At 73.9% G+C, this 17,060-nt stretch carries 21 protein-coding genes and 1 pseudogene; 8 read left to right on the top strand and 14 right to left on the bottom strand.

The window, feature by feature from the left end; all coding sequences use genetic code 11:
• Positions 1–390 precede the first annotated feature (390 nt).
• Positions 391–1,047 carry a maleylpyruvate isomerase N-terminal domain-containing protein gene (locus ACIQI7_RS34705; protein ID WP_401117811.1) on the top strand — a complete coding sequence of 219 codons (657 nt, stop codon included), beginning with the start codon at positions 391–393 and terminating at the stop codon, positions 1,045–1,047.
• 22 nt (positions 1,048–1,069) lie between these two features.
• Here the strand turns inward: ACIQI7_RS34705 and ACIQI7_RS34700 are convergent, their stop codons facing one another.
• The 4 genes and pseudogenes from ACIQI7_RS34700 to ACIQI7_RS34685 all read right to left on the bottom strand — a co-directional run bounded on the left by ACIQI7_RS34700 (position 1,070) and on the right by ACIQI7_RS34685 (position 3,975).
• Positions 1,070–1,357 (bottom strand): hypothetical protein, encoded by a 288-nt coding sequence (locus ACIQI7_RS34700; protein WP_401117809.1) that lies wholly within the window; start codon positions 1,355–1,357, stop codon positions 1,070–1,072.
• Positions 1,358–1,582: 225 nt separating this feature from the next.
• Positions 1,583–1,993: pseudogene (locus ACIQI7_RS34695) on the bottom strand (diguanylate cyclase); the annotation flags it as partial.
• Positions 1,994–2,104: 111 nt separating this feature from the next.
• A complete protein-coding gene (locus tag ACIQI7_RS34690) occupies positions 2,105–3,295 on the bottom strand; it encodes a sensor histidine kinase (RefSeq protein WP_401117807.1) in 1,191 nt (396 codons plus the stop codon).
• Positions 3,292–3,975, bottom strand: a complete 684-nt coding sequence (locus ACIQI7_RS34685) for a response regulator transcription factor (protein ID WP_401117825.1) — start codon at positions 3,973–3,975, stop codon at positions 3,292–3,294. Before ACIQI7_RS34685 ends, ACIQI7_RS34690 begins: the two co-directional genes overlap by 4 nt.
• Before the next feature lie 142 nt (positions 3,976–4,117).
• Here ACIQI7_RS34685 and ACIQI7_RS34680 point away from each other — a divergent pair, with 142 nt between their 5' ends.
• Both ACIQI7_RS34680 and ACIQI7_RS34675 read left to right on the top strand, forming a co-directional pair.
• Complete coding sequence (locus ACIQI7_RS34680; RefSeq protein WP_401117805.1) at positions 4,118–4,828, top strand: M15 family metallopeptidase; 711 nt, start codon at positions 4,118–4,120, stop codon at positions 4,826–4,828.
• A gap of 179 nt (positions 4,829–5,007) precedes the next feature.
• Positions 5,008–5,934: an endonuclease/exonuclease/phosphatase family protein gene (locus ACIQI7_RS34675; RefSeq protein ID WP_401117803.1), complete on the top strand. Its 927-nt coding sequence runs from the start codon at positions 5,008–5,010 to the stop codon at positions 5,932–5,934.
• A gap of 29 nt (positions 5,935–5,963) precedes the next feature.
• Here the strand turns inward: ACIQI7_RS34675 and ACIQI7_RS34670 are convergent, their stop codons facing one another.
• The 6 genes from ACIQI7_RS34670 to ACIQI7_RS34645 form a co-directional block, all read right to left on the bottom strand.
• Positions 5,964–6,575 carry a GDSL-type esterase/lipase family protein gene (locus tag ACIQI7_RS34670; protein WP_401117801.1) on the bottom strand — a complete coding sequence of 204 codons (612 nt, stop codon included), beginning with the start codon at positions 6,573–6,575 and terminating at the stop codon, positions 5,964–5,966.
• A gap of 133 nt (positions 6,576–6,708) precedes the next feature.
• Positions 6,709–7,350, bottom strand: coding sequence for a DUF4232 domain-containing protein (locus ACIQI7_RS34665; protein WP_401117799.1), 642 nt, complete (start codon positions 7,348–7,350; stop codon positions 6,709–6,711).
• 201 nt (positions 7,351–7,551) lie between these two features.
• Positions 7,552–8,499 carry a hypothetical protein gene (locus ACIQI7_RS34660; RefSeq protein WP_401117797.1) on the bottom strand — a complete coding sequence of 316 codons (948 nt, stop codon included), beginning with the start codon at positions 8,497–8,499 and terminating at the stop codon, positions 7,552–7,554.
• Positions 8,496–9,341 (bottom strand): hypothetical protein, encoded by an 846-nt coding sequence (locus ACIQI7_RS34655; protein WP_401117795.1) that lies wholly within the window; start codon positions 9,339–9,341, stop codon positions 8,496–8,498. The genes ACIQI7_RS34660 and ACIQI7_RS34655 overlap by 4 nt, the downstream gene beginning before the upstream one ends.
• Complete coding sequence (locus tag ACIQI7_RS34650) at positions 9,338–10,174, bottom strand: hypothetical protein (protein WP_401117793.1); 837 nt, start codon at positions 10,172–10,174, stop codon at positions 9,338–9,340. The genes ACIQI7_RS34655 and ACIQI7_RS34650 overlap by 4 nt, the downstream gene beginning before the upstream one ends.
• Before the next feature lie 63 nt (positions 10,175–10,237).
• Complete coding sequence (locus ACIQI7_RS34645; protein ID WP_401117791.1) at positions 10,238–11,098, bottom strand: hypothetical protein; 861 nt, start codon at positions 11,096–11,098, stop codon at positions 10,238–10,240.
• Positions 11,099–11,489: 391 nt separating this feature from the next.
• Here ACIQI7_RS34645 and ACIQI7_RS34640 point away from each other — a divergent pair, with 391 nt between their 5' ends.
• Positions 11,490–12,260: a hypothetical protein gene (locus tag ACIQI7_RS34640; protein ID WP_401117789.1), complete on the top strand. Its 771-nt coding sequence runs from the start codon at positions 11,490–11,492 to the stop codon at positions 12,258–12,260.
• 33 nt (positions 12,261–12,293) lie between these two features.
• Here the strand turns inward: ACIQI7_RS34640 and ACIQI7_RS34635 are convergent, their stop codons facing one another.
• The 4 genes from ACIQI7_RS34635 to ACIQI7_RS34620 all read right to left on the bottom strand — a co-directional run bounded on the left by ACIQI7_RS34635 (position 12,294) and on the right by ACIQI7_RS34620 (position 14,193).
• Complete coding sequence (locus ACIQI7_RS34635; protein ID WP_401117787.1) at positions 12,294–12,650, bottom strand: hypothetical protein; 357 nt, start codon at positions 12,648–12,650, stop codon at positions 12,294–12,296.
• A 155-nt stretch (positions 12,651–12,805) separates the two neighbouring features.
• Entirely contained in the window at positions 12,806–13,012 is a 207-nt protein-coding gene (locus tag ACIQI7_RS34630; protein ID WP_401117785.1) for a DUF397 domain-containing protein, read from the bottom strand.
• Between the two features lie 117 nt (positions 13,013–13,129).
• Entirely contained in the window at positions 13,130–13,351 is a 222-nt protein-coding gene (locus ACIQI7_RS34625) for a DUF397 domain-containing protein (RefSeq protein ID WP_401117783.1), read from the bottom strand.
• Entirely contained in the window at positions 13,348–14,193 is an 846-nt protein-coding gene (locus ACIQI7_RS34620; RefSeq protein WP_401117781.1) for a helix-turn-helix domain-containing protein, read from the bottom strand. Before ACIQI7_RS34620 ends, ACIQI7_RS34625 begins: the two co-directional genes overlap by 4 nt.
• Positions 14,194–14,490: 297 nt before the next feature.
• On the opposite strand from ACIQI7_RS34620, the gene ACIQI7_RS34615 reads away from it, so the two are divergent.
• The 4 genes from ACIQI7_RS34615 (at position 14,491) to ACIQI7_RS34600 (ending at position 16,976) form a co-directional block, all read left to right on the top strand.
• On the top strand, positions 14,491–14,898 hold the full coding sequence (locus tag ACIQI7_RS34615) for an ATP-binding protein (RefSeq protein WP_401117779.1): 408 nt from the start codon (positions 14,491–14,493) through the stop codon (positions 14,896–14,898).
• Positions 14,892–15,161 carry a hypothetical protein gene (locus ACIQI7_RS34610; RefSeq protein WP_401117777.1) on the top strand — a complete coding sequence of 90 codons (270 nt, stop codon included), beginning with the start codon at positions 14,892–14,894 and terminating at the stop codon, positions 15,159–15,161. Before ACIQI7_RS34615 ends, ACIQI7_RS34610 begins: the two co-directional genes overlap by 7 nt.
• A gap of 126 nt (positions 15,162–15,287) precedes the next feature.
• Entirely contained in the window at positions 15,288–16,310 is a 1,023-nt protein-coding gene (locus ACIQI7_RS34605; RefSeq protein WP_401117775.1) for a DUF5937 family protein, read from the top strand.
• 285 nt (positions 16,311–16,595) lie between these two features.
• Positions 16,596–16,976, top strand: coding sequence for an SH3 domain-containing protein (locus ACIQI7_RS34600; RefSeq protein ID WP_401117773.1), 381 nt, complete (start codon positions 16,596–16,598; stop codon positions 16,974–16,976).
• The last annotated feature ends 84 nt before the right edge of the window (positions 16,977–17,060 follow it).

The raw sequence follows: 17,060 nt of genomic DNA, 5'->3' as shown, positions 1-17,060 counted from the left end.
AGTCGGCGGATCCGACTTCCCGTACCGCAGCGGCAACCATGGGCGAAGACGGAGCAGAAAGCCGCCCCACCCAACTTCCCGCACCACCACCCGACGCGCCGCTACTGCCGCACCCCCAATGTCCGGCACCCATGCGCAGCGGAGCAGAAAGCCGGCCGGGCCGACTTCCCGTGCCGCGGCGGACAGTGAAGTCTCCAGCAAGAGCCTCAACACTCACGCCAAGACGGAGCAGGAAGTCGACCAGGCCGACTCCCCGCGCCGGGCGGACAACGCCTCCCGGCGCAAGAGGTGCGCGGCTCGCGCGGAGGTTGGAGGAGGAAGTCGGCCGGGCCGACTTCTCGTGCCGCGGCGGGCGGGAGGGTGGTGGGGCCGTGGTGGTAGCTTGCGGGGGTGGGGCTCTTCGGGCGGTCGTGGGTGGCGTTGCGTGCGGCGGTGGACGGGCTCGCGGAGGAGGACTTCGCGCGGCCGTCGGGGTGTGCGGGCTGGTTGGTGCGGGATCTGGTGTGCCATCTGGTGATCGACGCACAGGACGTGCTGATCACCCTGGTGACCCCGTCCACGGAAGAGCCGACCCGTGACGCCGCGTCGTACTGGGAGGTCCACCGGGAGCCGCCGGACGGGCGGGACCCGCTGGCCGCGCTGACCGTACGGCTGGCCGCCGCGTACGGGGACCCGGCGCTGCTGCGCTTCCACCTGGACGACGTCGGCTCCGCGGCGGGCCGGGCCGCCGACCTCGCCGACCCGCGCCTGCGGGTGGCCACCCAGGGGCAGGTGCTGACCGCCGCCGACTACCTGGACGCGTACGTGCTGGAGTGGACACTGCACCACCTGGACCTGGTCGCGCACCTGCCGCACGTGCCCGGCCCGCCCGCCGAGGGGCCGGCCGCGGCGCGGCGGCTGCTGGAGCGGATCGCCGGGGCCCCGTTCCCGGCCGCCCTGTCCGACGCGGACGCGCTGCTGGTCGGCACCGGGCGGCGGGCCCCGAGCGAGGCCGAGAGGGCCGTCCTGGGGGCGCTCGGGGCATGGGTGCCGTTCGTCCTCGGGTGACTCGGAGCCGGCCGGCAGGAGCTCAGTTGCCGGGGGAGATCCGGTCCGGCTCCGGGGCGGGGTTCGGGACGAAGAGGCTGAGCCGGTACCAGGTCGGCTGCGTCAGGCGGCCGCAGAAGTGGTCCATCCGTACGGCCGTCCAGTCGATCTGTGGGTCCGACGCTCGGAGGCGGCGGATGTGTGCGTGCCACTGCGCCTCGTCCTGGGTCTCGAACCGCACTTCCCAGTGGCCCGCCTCCGGCGCGAAGCGGGCGGCCGCCCGACCGGCCCCCTCCGACCGCCGGCGCTTGAGCTTCCGCTGACCTGGCATCGGCCCAGCATCGCCGACCCCCGCCGTCGCGGCAAGACGATTCGGTGCCGCCCCGGGGTGTTCCTCCGGGGCGGCCAGGGCCTTTCCCGCCGCGACGGTGAGGATCCGGGCTCCCGGGCCGCAGGCGAAGCCGCTCCCCCGGTCCGGTCCGGACGGGCGACGTCGGCCGGGCATTGCGGGCCCGCCCTCCAGGGGCTTCGACCCGGCTCACTCGGCTCACTCGGCTCACTCGGCCCAGTCGGACCCCAGGACCACCTCCACGAAGTCGCCGCGCTCGAAGCCCGGCACGAAGTGGTCGAGCACGTCCGCCTTGACGTTGCCGAACGTGGTGTCCGGGCGGTTCCTGATCCCGTCGGTGAACGCGGCCAGGATGCGGTTCTTGAAGTCGGGTCGCGGGTGGGCGGCGACCACGGCGGCGCGCTGCTCCCCGGTGACGGCGTGGTAGCCGATGCCCAGCACGTCCAGTTCCACGCCCCGGGTGACCAGAGCGATCTCGGGAGCCATGTGCAGCGGGATCTTCGGGGTGGTGTGCAGGGCGATCGCCGTCCAGACCCGCTGCGCCGGCTCGCCGGCGATGCCGTGGGACTCCAGGAAGCGGCGGGCCTCGTCGGCTCCGTCGATCTCGAACCGCTGGTCGGCGAGGACCGGGCACAGGCACGACCGTGTCGGCCCCGCAGAGGCGTCCGCCGTCCCGGTCGGGTCGTCGCGGGCGGTGCCGGGGGCCGGGGCCGGGGCGGCAGCGAACCGTCAGGACGGCTGCCGGCCCCCGGCCGTGCCCGGCAGGGCGAGGGTCGCGCGCAGGCCGCCGGCCGGGGCGGGGGCGAGGTGGAGTTCGCCGTGGTGGGCGTCGGTGACGGCGGCGACGATCGCCAGGCCCAGGCCGTGGCCGCGGCGGGCCGGGTCGGTCTCGGCGGTGCGGCCGCGGCCGCGCAGGAACGGTTCGGTGAAGGTGGCCACGGCCTGCGCCGTCAGCTGGGGGCCGGTGTTGACGACGGTGAGGCGCACCCGGTCGGGCCGCTCGGGGTCGGGCCCGGTGGCGACGGTGACCTGCCCGCCGGTGGGCAGGTTGTGCCGCAGCGCGTTGTGCAGCAGGTTGACGGCCGCCTGGCGCAGCAGGACGGGGTTGCCGGTGGTGGGGGCGGGGCGCAGGTCGGCGGCGAGGGTGACGCCGAGGGCGTCGGCCTCGTCGCGGACGGCGTCCAGTGCCTCCCCGGTGGCGGCGGCGAGGTCGGTGGGGGCGAGGTCGGGCGGGGTGTGGCCGAGGTCGGCGAGCTGGAGCAGGGCCTCGCTGATCTCGATGCCGCGCTGGTTGGTGTCCTGGAGGCGGGTGACGAGGGTGCCCCAGTCCTGGCCGGCCGGGTCGGCGGCGGCGACCTGGAGCATGGTGCGGGTGATCGCCAGCGGGGTGCGCAGTTCGTGGGAGGCGTTGGCGGCGAAGCGCTGCTGGGCCTCGAAGGAGTGCTGGAGGCGCGCCAGCATCTCGTCGAAGGCGTCGGAGAGGTCGGTGAACTCGTCGCGCGGCCCGGTGAGGGCGATGCGGTGTTCCAGTGCCCCGCTCGCGGCGCGGTGCGCGGCGCCGGTGATGTCCTGCAGCGGGCGCAGGACCCGGCCGGCGATCAGCCAGCCGCCGACCAGGCCGACGGCGGTCAGCAGGGCCAGGGCGTAGCCGCTGGCGGCGAGCATGGAGTCCAGGATCTCCTGGCGGGAGGGGGCGTCGGAGCGGTAGCGGGGGTTGGAGGAGGTGAGGGGGTAGTTGGGGACGTAGCGCATGCCGACGTAGACGACGGCGAGGGAGAGGACGCCGGCGGTGAGCGCGAAGAGGGTGTAGCTGAGGGTCAGGCGCATCCGGGCGGTCAGGCGGCGCGGGCGGCCTCCCGTACGGCGCCCGCCGGTACGGCGCCCGGCGGTCGGGGGCCCGGCGGTCGGGGGCTCGTTCACCGTGCGGCGCCTTCCTCGCCGGGGTCGGTGAGGCGGTAGCCCACCCCCGGCACGGTCTGGATCGCCCACGGGTCGCCGAGGCGTTTGCGCAGGCCGGAGATGGTGATGCGGACGGCGTTGGTGAACGGGTCGGCGTTCTCGTCCCAGGCGCGTTCCAGCAGGTCCTCGGCGCTGATGACGCCGCCGCGCGCCGTCATCAGGACCTCCAGGACGGCGAACTGCTTGCGGGACAGGCCCACGTAGCGGCCGTCGCGGTAGACCTCGCGGCGGAAGGGGTCCAGGCGCAGCCCGGCGTACTCCAGCACGGGCGGGGCGGCCTGGGCCGGGCGGCGGGCCAGTGAGCGCAGCCGTACGACGAGTTCGGCGAGGTCGAACGGCTTGGTGAGGTAGTCGTCGGCGCCGAGTTCGAAGCCGGCGACCTTCTCGTTCAGGCGGGCGGCGGCGGTGAGCATCAGCACCCGGCAGCCGAGGCCGCGCCGGACGATGCTGCGGCAGACGTCGTCGCCGTGGGTGCCGGGGATGTCGCGGTCGAGGACGACGACGTCGTAGCTGTGGACGGCCAGGCGCTCCAGCGCCGCGTCGCCGTCGGTGACGATGTCGCAGGCGATCGCCTCCAGCCGCAGGCCGGCCTGGACCGCCTCCGCGAGGTAGATCTCGTCCTCCACCACCAGGACCCGCACGCGCTGTTCTCCCGTCTTCGCCGTTCGCACCCCATTGGACCCTATGGGGCCTATCGAAAACGTATCGGCCTGCGCAGACGTCCTCGCAACACCGCGCCTCCTCCAATGGTCCGGCAACGGACGAGCACACCGGGAGGCAGGGATGGACCCGACGAAGACGGGCGCGCAGACGGACACGGGAACCGGCGGCGCGCAGACGGACACGGGGACCGGCGGCGCGCAGACGCACACGGGGACCGGCACGACGACGGCGGCGCGGCCCGGACGGCGGCGGCTGGCCGCGGGCGCCGTCGCGGCGGCCGTGCTGGCCGGGGCCGGGGCGTGCGCCGCCGACCCGCCGGGCACCGGGGCCGTCCTGCGCTCCCTGGCGGCCACCGTCGCCGCCCAGCCCGCCGCGGCGGGAGCGGGGGCCGGCGGCGAGGCGGACGGGGAGATACCCGACGGCCGGACGCTGCGCCCCTCCGACACCGAGGCCCCGGCCGTGCGCAACCTGGACGGGCCGCTGCGCGAGGCCCTGCAGCGGGCGGCCGACGACGCCCGCGCCCAGGGCATCGAGATGACCGTCACCTCCGGCTGGCGCAGCAAGGCCTACCAGCAGCGGCTGCTGGACCGGGCGGTGAGCCGGTACGGGAGCGTGGAGAAGGCCCGGCGGTTCGTCAACACGCCGGAGAAGTCGGCGCACGTCACCGGCAAGGCGGTGGACGTCGGCCCGACGGACGCCGACTACTGGCTGATCCAGCACGGCGCCCGGTACGGGCTGTGCCAGGTGTACGCCAACGAGGTGTGGCACTTCGAACTGCTCACCCGGCCGGGCGGGACCTGCCCGGCGCCGCTGCCGGACGCCGCAGGGTGAGGGGGCGCGCCGTGACCGCTCCCCCGCTTTCCGAGACGCCCGCCGGGACCGGCTCGCCGGGCCGCCGGCGACGGACCGTCCCGACGTACGCGCCCCGGTGGCTGGCGCGGCCGGCCGCGCCCCGGTGGCTGAAGCGGCCGACCTCCCCGAGGCGACGGGCCGCACCCCCGTGGCGGGCCGTGCCCCCGTGGCGGCGCGGGCGCGTGCCCGCCGCGCTCGCCCTGCTCACCGCGCTCGCCCTCGGCGGCCACCGGCTGGTGCCGGACCTGGGCCTCGGCCTGGGCAGCCTGTGGGAGAGCGCCCTGCCGTGGAGCGGCCTGGTGGCAGTGGCGGCGCTGCTGTGCGCGGCGCTGCGCCGGGCACCGGCGGCGGCCTGCGCGGGCGGGGTGCTGGCCGTGGTGTGGGCGGTGGTGTTCGGGCCGCTGCTGCTGTCCGGCGGGCCGGGGCCGACGGGCGGGGCCGGCGGGCCGGGGCTGACGGTGGTCACCCACAACGTGAACGCCGCCAACCCGGACCCGGCCGGCACCGCCCGCGCGCTGCTCGCCGCCGGTCCGGACCTGGTCGCGCTGGAGGAGGTCACCGACGCCGCCCTGCCCGCCTACCGGGGCGTGCTGGACCGGGCGCTGCCCCACCACGCCCGCACCGGCACCGTCGCGCTGTGGAGCCGCTACCCGCTGACGGAGTCCCGGCGGCTGGTCATCGACCCGGGCTGGAACCGCTCCCTGCGGGCCGAAGTCCGCACCCCCGGTGGGCCGTTGGCCGTCTACGTCGCCCACCTCGGCTCGGTGCGGATGACCGCCGCCGGCTTCGCCACCGCCCACCGCGACCGCGACATCGCCGCCCTCGCCCGGGCCCTGGACGCCGAACCGCTGCGCCGGGTCCTGCTGCTGGGCGACCTCAACACCGCCGCCGACGACCGCGCGCTCGCCCCGCTCACCAGCCGCCTCACCCCGGCCCGCACCGGCTTCGGCTTCAGCTGGCCCGCCGCCCTCCCGCTGGCCCGCATCGACCACGTCCTCACCCGCGACCTGGCCGCCACCGCCACCTGGACCCTGCCCGCCACCCCCAGCGACCACCGCCCGGTGGCGGCACGGCTGACGGGGTGAGGGCGAGCCGCGGCGCATCTGACGAGCCGTCAGGTGACCAGGCGCAGCCAGGACGCCGCGAGTGCGGCGTGGCCGGCCCGGGTGGGGTGGACGCCGTCCTCGGACCAGTGCTCCGGGGCAGTGGTGGCGGCGAGTTCGGCGAACCTGCCGTCGGCGGCGAGCAGTTGGGCGCCGTACCGGCGGGCGAGCCTGCGTACGGCCTGGATCTTCGGGTCCAGGTCGGCGCGCCACTCGGCGCGTTCCTTCTCGCCGATGAGCACGGTGCCGGGGCCCTCGACGACGCCGTGGACGGGCAGGAGGAGGTCGTAGCCGGCCTCGAACCGTTCCGCGGGGATCGGGTACCCGTCGGGGTCGAGGGTGTGCCAGCCCGTGTCGTTGACGCCGACGAGGACCGACAGCACGTCCGGGCGCGCGTCGAGCACGTCCAGGCGCCAGCGGGCTTCCAGGTCCATCACCTTGTCGCCGGCGTTCGCGGTGTTCAGCCAGGTGACGGGGCGGTCCGGGTGCCGGTGGGCCCATTCGCCCGCGACGCGCAGCGGGTAGCCGGTGCCGAGGCCGTCCTCGCTCTCCCGGCGCCGGCAGTCGGTGATCGAGTCGCCGGTGAACATCACGGTGCTTCCCGGTCGGATGGTGATCGGCATGGGCGCTCCCTGGAAGAGGCGGGACGGGGCCTCTCGAAGGTGCCGGGCCGTACCGTCACCGCGCCGGCAGCGCACCGACGGCCGTCGGCATCGCGCTGCATTCAGCTTTCAGCCGTCGCCGCATGACGCTTCGTCAGTTCACCGGGACGGCGTCCTTGGGCAGGGTGTGCCAGTTGGTGACGACCGGCTTGTCGACCGGGGTGGCGCCGACGGGGACGCTCGCCGGGTTCGGGTCGGGGTTGCCGATGCCGATGATGGCGTCGGTGAACTCGACGGCCTGGTTGCCCTTGGTGGTCTTGGCCATGATGCCCGCGTAGGCGGTCTTGGCGCCGCTCAGGGTGATCGGCTCCGCGGTGCCGTGCTCGACGGGCGCGGCCTCGATGCCGCCGGAGCCGAACGCGATGACGGGGTGGGTGCCGGGGAGCGTGCAGGTGATGCCCGGCTTGGCCTTGGCGCTGATCAGGATGTAACCGCCGCCCTGGCTCTCGGACTTGGCGGAGAAGACCAGGTCGTTGGCGCCGCAGGCCTGGCCGTTGCCGCTCTTGTCGGCGGAGGTGGCGGAGGCGGACGGGGCGGCGGGGGCCTTGGGCGGGGCGCTCTTCGTGGGCGCGGCTCCGGCCGGGGCGGCCGTGGCCGGGGCAGCGGTGGTCGGTGCGGGCGCGGCGGCGGTGGCGGCGGGAGCGGGGCTCGCGTCGCTGTTCTCCGGGCCGCAGGCCGTCGCGGCGGCGGCGATCGCCGTGACGGCGGCGGTGAGGACGAGGCGGCGCGTGCGCATGGGTTCTCCTGCGGTCGTTGGGATGACGGTGCCGGTCTCGTGCCGGTCCCTGCTGCGTCATCACCGTACGGCGGGGTCGTTCACGGGCCGGTGCGGGAAATATCCCGATCCTGTGCCAGAAACCGGCGCCCGGACGGACGGCGGGCCGGCGCCCCGGGGTGGGGGCGCCGGCCCGGTCGCGGCGGGCGGGGCGGGGCAGGGTCAGACCAGCAGGTCCGCCTGGAGGGTGACGACCTGGCGGAAGGGGGTGACGGGGACGCCGGCGGGGTTGGTCATGGTGACGACGGCGAGGACGTCGGAGGCGGAGAGGTAGCCGAAGCGGGCGGTGGGGGCGCCGCTGGGGCCGGCCGTGGTGGATTCCATGGTGGTGAGGCTGGTGCCGTCGACGGTGTCCCAGCTGTCGTGGGGGGTGGTCCTGGTGTCGGGGGCGGCCTTGGGGCGGGCCTTGGCGCGCAGGGCGCCGAAGGCCTCCCAGGACTCCCGGAAGGAGCCGAAGCGCAGCAGCCGGATCTGGGTGCGGGTGCCGTCGGAGGCGGTCCACTCCCGGACGGTGGCCGCGCGGCAGGCTTCCTCCAGGAGCAGCGAGTGCATCCTGGCCGCGTCCTGCTGTTCCTCGGCGATCGCGTCGCAGGGCACCCACTGGCCGAGCCCGGAGGCGGCGGCAGGCGTGGCGGCCGGGGCCGAGGCCGTCGGGGTCGGGGCGGCCGGGGCGGTCGGGGAGGCGGTGGGCGATCCGGACGGGGTGGGGCCGCTGGTGGGGGCCGGGAAGACGGGCGGGGTCAGCGATCCGCCGGCCTCCTTGGGGGCGGGCAGCAGCAGGTGGCGCAGGTCCGCGTGGTGCGGGGTCTTGCCCTTGTCGTCCGGGGCGGCCTTGCCGGCGGGCAGCGGCGGCAGGGTCAGCGGCGCGAAGGTGTAGCGGCCGTCGCCCGCGGTGGCCAGGCCGGGCAGGTCGGTGCGCTCGGGCGCGGTGACCGCCAGGGCGGTGCCGGTGCCGGCGAGGACGAACACCAGGGCGGCGCAGCTCCAGCGCACCGCGGCCTTGCGGCGACGGACCCGGCGGGCCTCCTGCTCCGCGAGCGCGGCCGGGTCCTCGGGAACAGGAGCGGCGACGCCCTCGGGAGCGGTCGGCGCGGTGGCGTGGTCGGTCATACGGACGCTCCCGGGCGGGCGAGGCGGTCGAGCTGGACGGTGAAGAGGGCGACGATCCTGTCCTTGGGCAGCGGTGCCACGCCCTCGGCGCTCATGATCACCAGGAGGTCGCCCTCGGCGGCCGAGCACTCCAGGTAGTCGATCGGCGCGGACGGCGGGGCCGGCATCAGGTAGCAGTGCGCCTCGGGGTGGCCGGGGACGGCCGGGCCGACCCGGAACAGGCCGGTGTCGCCGGTGAAGACCGCGGTGTACTCGTTGATCCGCTGCACTTCCTGCTGGTTGAACTGGCGCAGCTTCAGGCCGATCACCAGGTCGTCCCCGTCGGCGCGGTAGGTGCGCACGCCGGTGGCCTTGACGTGCATGCCCTCCCAGTAGGAGCGCATCGTGTCGCGCTTCTCCTTGGGGAGCTGCTGGAGGTCGGCGTCCAGTTCGGCGGACAGCTGCTCGCGGTTCAGCTCGGTGTCGTTGCCGTAGCCGCCGTCGTCCGGGCCGGGTTGGTAGCCGGCCGGGACGGGCAGCAGCAGGTCGCGCAGCGAGCCGAAGTGGCTGCCGTTGGACTTGGCGCCGTACGGCGTGGCGGTCGCGGTGGGGACGGGAGCGGCGACCGGGGCGGCGGCGGTGGCCGGCGCGGGGTCGCCGCCGTACTGGGTCTTGATGATGCCGACGCCGATGGCCACGCCGACCAGTGCGGCCGCGGCGGTCGCGGCGCCCGCGCGCAGCAGGCGGCGGGAGGCGGGGCCCGGCGCGGCGGGGGCCCCGGACCCGGGCGTCGGCTCGGGAGCGTCGGGCGCGGCGGGGGCCTCGGCCGCGGCCGGGGTCGCGGTCATCGTGTCGTCGTTCATACGAGCCGCTCCCACTGCCGCTTGGCGAGGTCCTTGAGGGTGTCGGGGTTCACCGGCTGGGTGCCGAAGACCTCGATCGTCATCTGCAGCGAGCCGCGCTTGGCGATGGCCTCGCCGTAGAAGTACTGCTCGGTGCTCTCGGCCCAGTGGTGGGGCTCGGCGTCCACCTTGTAGCCGCCGTTGGCGTTCTCGGCAAAGGTCTGCGGCCAGGCGGGGGACTTCGCGTTGTCGGCGTGGTCCGCGGTGTACTGGACCAGTTGGACGCGGTACCGGACGTCGTCCTTCTTCCAGTCCACCTCGGCCGCGCGGCGGAAGCCGTTCGCGGCGAGGTCCTTGAACATCGCGGCCGACCTGCCGCTGCGCTCGGCGACCTCGCCGATCGAGATCCAGCTCGGCTTGTCCGGGTAGTCCGCCCAGGGGGTGCTGCCTTCGGGAGCGCTGACCAGCAGCTTGGTCAGGTCGCCGTCGATGGCGAGCGGCCCGGGCTGCTCGGCGGCGAGGGCGGCCGGGTCGACCGTCTCGGCCGGGTACGACGGGCGGGCGACCTGGAGCGGCGGCAGCGGCGTGGGCGGGCGCTGGGCCTGCACGGCGTAGCCGACGCCGCCGCCGGCCAGGGTGCCCAGCACCAGGGCGCAGGCGGTCAGCAGCACGGGGCGGGGGCGGCGCGGGGCGCGCGGGGCGGGGGCGGCCTCGGCCGCGAGCGGCTCGGCGGGGACGGCGGGCGCGCCGGTCCCGGCCGCAACGGGCGGCGCAGCGGCAGGCGGTGCGGCGGGCGGTGCGGCGGGCGGTGCGGCGGGCGCGGCGGGCACCGGCTCCGCGGATTCGGTGGTCACGGAAGTGGCTCCAGAAGAGGAAGGGAAGGAGGTGGCGTCGGGCGGGCGGGGCCGGGGTCGGGCTCAGCCGCCGGTGGTGAGCCACTCGCGCTGGCGCTTCATCAGCTCGTTCAGCAGCGCCTTGTCGGGTGTCCCCTTGACGTCGACGTCGATCGTGTACTGGACGTCGCCCTGGCTGGAGATGCCGGTCATCGAGCCGGTGTACGCCTGCTGCTTGGGGGTCTTCAGGTAGCCGCGGCCGCCCTGGTCGCCGTCGATGTCGAACGGGTCCATCGACTTGATCTTGTAGTTCCTGACGAAGTCGCCCGCCATCGCGGTGGAGCCGAACTTCAGCAGGGTGACGGTGACTTCGGCCTTGCCGTCGGCGGTCCGGTACGTCCGGGTCGCGCCGCCCTTGTAGCCGTAGGACTTGAGGATGTCCATGATGCCGTCCTGCTTGCCGAAGACCGCGGCGACGTCGTCGTCGGTCATGGTCACCCCGTCCACGGGGCCGTAGGACTCGCCGCCGGCCGGGATGGGGAGCAGGAAGTAGCGCAGGTCGCCCTCGTGCCTGCCGCCGCTGACGGTGCCCTTGACGGTGCTGGCGGGCGCGGGTTCGGCCGGGGCGGCGGTGGGCACCGGGACGGGCGCGGCCGACGGCGTCGCGCTCGCGGTGGCGCTCGCGCTCGCGGCCGCCTTCGACGGGGCGGGGGCGGCGGTGGCCGGGCGGGCGGCGGGCTTGCCGACGGCGACGGTCACCGCGGCGCTGGCCGCGGTGACGGCGAGCAGGCCGGCGGTGGCCAGCGCGACGCCGACGGCGCGCGGCAGCCGGCGCGGGGCCTGCCGCGGCGCGGCGGCCGGTGCGGCGGCAGCCTCCGGCACGACGGCCGGTGCGGCCGGTGCCGGAGGTACGGCGGTGGCGCCCTCGTTCTCGGGCTCGGGCAAGGGAATCCCCCCAGGAAGAATGCGGAATCTCACGCGCGGGCCCCTCGCGGGAACCACTCCCCCAAGCGGGTTCCCCGGGCTTCCGTCACACGTGTCGGCAGGAATTATGAGAGGCCGCCGGTGCCCCTGCCAACACAGGAAATCCCCGCACTCTCATCCAATGTTCGACGAACCGGACACACCGTGATCGAACCGCAATGGGCCACTGCCTGCGGTGATGACGCAGTGTCGACACATCGATTCGAACACAGCAGGGCGTGGTGGGCCAGGTCCCCGGCCCGCGCGGGCACGAGCGGAACCGCTCATCCCGCCCGCCCGTCATCTCCACCAGGGTCGCCACAGGCTCGGCAGCCCCTTTCGCGCTCTCCACCACCGAGGTCCGAGGAGATCCATGGCCGACACCGTCAACTCACTGGCAGCCCGTGTCCACGAACTGCTGGTGGCGATCGTGACCGAGGGTCCGACCGCGAGGAGCGCCTCGGGCCTCCAGGACGTCGTCGCGCGGGCCACGGCGCTCGGCCCCGACGGCACGTGGCTCGTCGCGGCGGGCCACGCGAGCCTCGGCGACCTGGCCTTCGCGCACGGGCAGACGGACCAGGCCGTCCTGCACCTCGACGCGGCGGTGACGGCCGGCTTCAACGACTGCGTGGGCCTGCACGTCCCCCCCATGCGAGCGCTGCACCACGACCCCCGCTTCCAGGCCGCGTACCGGCGGATGCGCATCACCATGGCCGACCTCGACGAACTCTTCTGGCTGCACCGGGAGATGCGGATCGCGGTGCGGGAGTCCCAGGACGCGACCGTCGACAACCTCGGCCGCCTCGACACCGGGGTGTCCCTGCTCCCCAAGGCCCCGATGCCGACCCGCGAGCCGAACACCCTCGGCGTCTGGATCACCCGCATCGACCTGGCGGCGCTGCAGACCGCGCTCCAACAGGCCGCCGTGAAGGCCGAGTTCCAGCGCAGTGCCGGCAACACCAGCCTCAGCCTCATCGACGACACGTGGGACTACCACCGGGCCAGGAACGACGCCTGGTACGCCGATGACCTGGACACCCGGCGCCAACGGGCCGCCGAGGCCAGGGCGTTCGTCGAACGCCCTGGCGTCAGCACCGAACTCGTCCCCTGCCCGCCGCTGGGCTCGATCACCTACCCGGGCTGAGCGGGCCCTCGGCGGCGCGGCGCCGGAGGAGGCTCAGACCCTGGCCAGCCAGCCCTCTTCGAGGCCGTCGAGGACGAACCCGTTCTCGAAGCGCACGCGGTACAGGGTCTGGGTGCCGGAGCCGGCGCCGCCCCCACTCGCCCGGATGACCTTCTGCCGGAGGTCGTTGATCAGGTAGGACGCGGAGGCGTCGAACTGGAAGCCGCGGACCTGCTCGTCGAAGAGCGCCACATGCTCCGAGGCCGCGGTGCTGGCCTCCTGCGCCGAGCCCGTGACGATGCCCATCAGGCCCTCGCCCAGGAAGAGCGGCCCGGGCAGGCCGGCGGTGCCCTTCTCGGTGACCTGCACCTCCCTGGTCAGTCTCACCGTCGCACCGGTCTCGTACGGCATGGCGTGGCCCCCCTCGGTCGATCTTGGCCCTGACCCTGGCGAGCGTAGTCGAGATGCGACGGCGGGAAAGGCCGTCCAGCGAGATCGGGAGCCCAGGGGTCTTTGACGGACTGGGCGGCCACGCGGTGTACGCGGGGCCGCCCAGTAGAAGTACGTCAGGAGCCTGCGGGGAATTCGCCGGCTTGGATGCCCCCGACAAAGGACCGCCACGCCTCGGGCGAAAAGGCGAGGGCCGGGCCATCCGGGTCCTTGCTGTCCCGAACGAGGACGATGCCCGCAAGGCCGTCGGCTATCTCGACGCAGTTCCCCTGGCCATTGCTGTACGTGCTCTTGCGCCACTTGATGGCACGGTAATCCCGCATCACGGGGAATACTCCTCTGCGACGTTCCCTCTACCAGGAGATGACCTTCTCGGGTTGGACCGACCACACAGGCCGGGCGGCCCCGCGTACTCCGCGGGGCCGCCCGGTAAAAGCGATTCAGAAGCTGGCCGGGAACTCGTCGGCCTGGACACCCGCAACGAAGGACCGCCACGCCTCGGGGGAGAAAGTGAGGGCCGGGCCATGCGGGTCCTTGCTGTCCCGCACCGGAACAATACCGGTCATGCCCTCAGCCATTTCAACACAGTCGTCGTTCGGGTTGCTGGCGCTTGCCTTCCTCCACTGGACAGGGAGTGCGGAGGCGACAGGGAAGTGGGTCACTTGAGCATTTCTCTCTTCTGTGCGATGAGGTTACGAGACTGGTCGAGATCCAAGGCGGTTGCCATGATTTCGTCGAACGCTTCTCGGTAGATGTCGACTTGGCGAGGGTCCTCAACCCAGTCACTGCTGAGCATCCCGCTGAGCAGGACCAGATCGAGGTCGCGCTGCCGGAACTCCAGGAGTGCGAATGGCCCTGTCATGCCGGGATGCGGCGGCGCCATGGCCGGCATGACTTGGACCTTGATGTTCGGGAGCTGACTGAACTGCATCAGCTTGTCCAGTTGGTCGGCCATCACACCGGGGGCGGCGCTCATGGTCAGGGCTGCCTCGTGGATGACGGCCCACAGCTTCAGCGGGTTCTCGGACCGGGTGAGGACGGACTGCCGGTTGATCCGGACCTCGACGCGCTCCTCGACGCTGGTGCTGTTTATCACGCCGCTGGAGATGATGGCGTGGGCGTACTGGCGCGTCTGGAGCAGACCCGGGATATACGCGGACTGATAGGACTTGTTACCGACGGCGGTCTCTTCGAGGCGGATCAAGTCCGTGTAGAGCGGGTTCAGTTGCTCGTAGCCCGCCATCCAGCCGGGCCTGCGCTTGTCTCGGAGGATCTCGACGAGGACCTCCTTGAGCTCCTCGTCGCACTCGTAGAAATCGAGCAGAGCCCGGACGACGTCGGGCTTCAGCTGGACGCGAGCGTTCTCGTACCTGCTGAGCTTCACCAGGTTGACGCCCTGGACCTGGGCGGCCACCTCTTCCGCCGACAGGCCCTTCAGCTCGCGATGCCTCCTCAGCTCGGCGGCGATACGCCGGTACCGCACAGCTGGCACTGCGACTGCCATCTACGTGACCCCTCCAGACCTTCAGGAACCAGTGTGCATGCGAGTGGTGACGGTTCGCCACCACCACGGCAGAAGCATAGGGGGCGCACCTTGCCGTCAGATCTGAAAGTTTTCATATTTGGTCGACTCGCCTTGCGGCAGAGCCTCGGCGTACTTCATGCTGTGCGTGACGAAGTGATGGCCCTGCGTGACATGCACGGCATGTGACTACGGGCACCCTCATGGGCACTTCGTGCTGGACACGTACGGGCCCGTGTCGGCTGCCCGGTCTTCTCCTGCCTGGAAGGTGTCTTCGCCATGTCCTGCCACTCCTCCACCACCTGGCTGCCGCGCAGCCGCCGCGCGCCCGGCGAGGGGCGCCTCCACCTGTCCGAGCTGCTCGCCTCCGTCCCGGACGGGGCGCGCTTTCTCGACTCCGGGCTCCTGATCGTCTCGGAGCTCGTCACCAACGCCCTCGTGCACGGCACGCCGCCGGGGCACCTCATCCACCTCGCCCTCGACCTCTCCCTCACCCCCTCCCCCGCCCGCCTGCGGATCGAGGTGCACGACGCCCGCCGCGACCGCGAGCCCGTCCTGCGTGCGCTGACCCTCGACGGGGAGGCCGGGCGCGGCCTGTACCTCGTCAAGTCCCTCTCCGCCCGCACCGGTTGCTCCCCCCGCGAGCACACCGGCAAGATCGTCTGGTCGGAGCTGACCGCGTGCTGAGGGCCGACCACGACATCCTGGTGGAGGTCCCGAACGTCCGCCCGCCCACCGTCCACACCCTCAACGCCGACGCCCTCGAACGGATCTGGGCCTCGGTCCGCCACCTGCCGATGTCCCGCTTCGAGTACCACGTTCTGGAGCGCCGCCTCACCGGCCCCTGCGCCCGGCGGGACGTCATCCGCGACCTCGCCGACCACCCCGTCCTCACCCTCCCCGTCGGCGACCGCGAGCTCCGCATCAGCTGGGCGAACCCGGCCTGCTGAACACGTAGTTACCGCCCCGGGCCCGCTGGCCCAGGACCCCGCTCTGGACGAGGATGGCCGTCGAGAGCGGGAGGACGGGCAGCAGCACCGGCAGCAGCCGGTCGGGCTTCGTGGGAGGGCGACGACGTGCCGTTACGCATTCACTTCACCGTGGAGGACCTCGCGCGGACCCGCATCGCCGACAGACCCGCGCCCTGCCTCGAACTGACCACCGCGGCCCGGCAACTCCAGGAACGCACCCACGCCGTACGGCTCGGGGCCTGGCGCCACCGCACCCTCGCCTCCCTGCACCCCGCCTCCCGCATGGTCCTCGCGCTCATGCCCCCGCGCGGGCCGATCACCGGGTTCCTGAGCGGCGCGAACGCCGCCACCCCCGTCGAGCTGATCGAACAGGTCCGTTCCACCCCCCGCACCCGCCTACGGGCCAGCCTGGAGCACACGGCCCAGGCCCACCCGCTGCCCTCGTGGGCCCACCGGCTGCCCGACGACCCGCTGCTGCTAAGGAAGTTGTGCGACAGCCTGGAGCACCTGGCCGGCCACGCCCTCCTCCCGCACTGGCAGGAGGTCCAGGCCATGGCGGCGGCCGACGCCGCGGTGCGGTCGCGCCAACTGCTCGGCGGCGGCGTCGAGGCCGTCCTCGCACGCGTCAACCCGCGGCGCATCCGCTGGCGGGCGCCGGTGCTGGAGGTCGCGATGGCCTCCGGCCTGGACGCCGACGTGCACCTGGCCGGACGGGGGATGCTGCTGCAGCCGTCGGTGTTCGCCGTCGAGGCCCCGGTCGTCGACCTCGACGCGGTACCGCAACCCGTCCTCAGCTACCCGGTGGCCCGGCTCCAGGAGGCCGCGGCCACCCCGCTGTTCACGGCCCTCCCGCCCGGCGCCCACCGAGCCGGCCCGACCGCCGACGCCGTCGGGTCCGTACTGGGCCACACCCGGGCCGCGGTGCTCAGCACCATCGCCCGCCACCCGGGCTGCTCGACCCGGCAGCTCGCCGCGCTCGTCGGCATCGCCACGGCCAGCGCCAGCGAGCACGCCACGACGCTGCGCAACGCGGGCCTGATCGACACCCACCGGGACCGCCGGACGACCGCCCACGTCGCCACCCCCACCGGCCTGGCGGTGCTCGACGCCCCCTCCGGACGGCCCTGACCGGACCGGACGGCCCTGACCGGACGGGCCCCCACGGAGGACCGGCAGAAGGAGAGCGGCGGAGGACCCGGCAGCGGCAACCGACCGAACCGCCCTTGTTCGGGCCAGACCGAATCACGTTGGGCGGCGCCCGCGCCACCGTGCAGCCTGAAGGCGGCTGCCGGGCCCCGAGGGTCCACGTCGGACCCGGCGGCCCGCGGCACGTCCCCACCGCGAACCGGCGGCCGTCCCGCGCACCCGCGACGGTCACGGTCACGGTTGCGAGAGCGAGAGAGAGGCAAGCACATGTCGATCAGGAAGAGCGCGGCCCTGCTGGCCGCCGCCGCGGTCGCCGGCACGGCGCTCGGGCTGGCTCCGACGGTGGCCACCGCCGGGACCACCGGGCAGAGCGGCCTGCTCAGCTGCACGCACGCGTGGTCGAACCAGGACCCCGACGGCAGCAACCCCAAGACCATCACCCGCAGCGCTGTGAACGTCCGCTCGGGCCCGCACACGACGTGCGGCATCGTGGGCTCGCTCAACCCCGGTGACCAGGTCTTCTACCACTGCTACACCACCACGCAGAACGACGGGACGTGGACCCACCTGCGCAAGAGCGGCACCTCGATGGACGGCTGGGTGAAGGACACCCTGCTCCCGGACGGCGGCAGCGGGTACCCGTGCTGACGTGAACCGAGGCGCCGCGTGAGCGCCCGGGGCCCCGGCGAACCGGGCCCCGGGCGCTCACGCGACCGGCGCTTCGAGCGCACC

Origin of the sequence: Kitasatospora sp. NPDC092039 (assembly GCF_044756065.1) — a bacterium.
Classification (GTDB): Bacteria; Actinomycetota; Actinomycetes; order Streptomycetales; family Streptomycetaceae; genus Kitasatospora.
This window is presented reverse-complemented; position numbering and strand designations above follow the sequence as displayed.